This is a genomic window from Pseudoduganella sp. RAF53_2 (assembly GCF_052113985.1).
In the GTDB taxonomy this organism is placed as follows: Bacteria; Pseudomonadota; Gammaproteobacteria; order Burkholderiales; family Burkholderiaceae_D; genus Rugamonas.
This window is the reverse complement of sequence record NZ_JBFRDW010001003.1, coordinates 1-1,374: the sequence shown is the minus strand read 5'-3', so window position 1 is coordinate 1,374 and position 1,374 is coordinate 1. Positions and strand designations below refer to the sequence as shown.

The 1,374-nt window shown below is 55.6% G+C and carries 2 protein-coding genes; one reads left to right on the top strand and one right to left on the bottom strand.

Annotated elements, in window-relative coordinates:
* Window positions 1–288 (top strand): GAF domain-containing protein (locus tag AB4Z11_RS31815; RefSeq protein WP_442030188.1); only part of this gene is annotated, 288 nt, incomplete at its 5' end.
* A gap of 167 nt (window positions 289–455) precedes the next feature.
* On the opposite strand, the gene AB4Z11_RS31810 is transcribed toward AB4Z11_RS31815, so the two are convergent.
* Complete coding sequence (locus AB4Z11_RS31810) at window positions 456–665, bottom strand: cold-shock protein (RefSeq protein WP_442030186.1); 210 nt, start codon at window positions 663–665, stop codon at window positions 456–458.
* Window positions 666–1,374 lie beyond the last annotated feature (709 nt).

The window sequence follows — 1,374 nt, the reverse complement described above, 5'->3', positions numbered from 1 at the left end:
CTTGTATTTGACCTGAAAGGGGGCCAGTCTCCTCGGCACGATAGTGCCTGCGGCGATTGCCTTGACCGCCGCGAGGCATTGCTCTTTCGAAGCCCGGCCCAGCGGTACGCGTGGATGCAAAACTTGCCCGTCCTTGTCGATGAGCTATTGGTAGCCCCGCTGTTTGATTCAACGGATACGCCACTCGGCACGGTCTGGGTTGTACACCATTCACCAATGGAACACTTTGACGCCACGGACATGCACTATTTGGAACTGATCGTCAAACTGATGCAGAAACACCTGTAGCATCTGACTCCCCGCGCCGCTGACAACTACYGCGCGCTGACGCCGTCCGCCAGTGCCAGTGGGATTATGGAAGGGAAAGGCCAACAAGTAGCGCCGTGCGGCGAAGAGTCGGCCTTAGGTATCGGCGCTCCTCGCCTCAGCGGGAACGTCCATCTCACATGCGTTTTTCAAATAATACGAATATTGCTTGCTTTCTCACCTTTGGGACTATTCGAGCGCTCGAATGAAACGCGCTGGTTCTCGGACAGACTCTTGAAGCCATCCGATTGGATATCCTGGAAGTGCGCAAATAGATCGGCACCGCCTGAGTCCGGAGTGATAAAGCCAAAACCTTTGGCGTCATTGAACCATTTTACGGTTCCGGTTTGGGTAGTCATTTTTAGTCCTTTTAAATGCATGGGCAAGACGCCCGGGCGCACATTTGACCAAGAGGAATAACGGAGGGCATCAAACAGGACCGCGCGACGGCGAGACAGGAGAGAGGGACCAACAATAAAACGACTTGATGTAGTGCCAGGTTCACAATACAGGATAACCGCCGGTTTTCCTAATCATTTCGCATTTATTTTGAAGCTGGCGAATTTCCCAAACGGCACCGGCCGACTGGTACGTTTCGAACGCTGCCGCGACGTCCGCCGCCCACGCCCGATCTCCCGACCGGACCACCACGTACAGCGACCGGCATACGCCATCTGTGCGCGGGAAGATGCCGTCAGCCCTACTACTTCAGCAATGCCCCAGCGCTGCCTCCCGAAGGAACCAAATATATATTTAATCGCATCCAACGTGCGCGCTTCACAAGCGCGTATAGTAGATGTATCGCACCCTCGCGCCTGTTCTCAATATGGGTTCCGCCTTGTCTGGTCTCGTCGCACAGGCAATTCCGCAAAACCCGTCATTCCTTGCTCCGCTCGCGTGCAACACTTTCAGTTCGACGGAGACCGCCATGCCTAATTCATCCCGCTCATCACGCGGCCAGCGTTCGTCGCCGCAATTGCGACGTCGGTATCGCTACGATGCCGACTATATGGAAAGCGTGCTTGACTGCGACGCTGTGACCGCTATCGCCTCTGCGGTGGAGTGCGC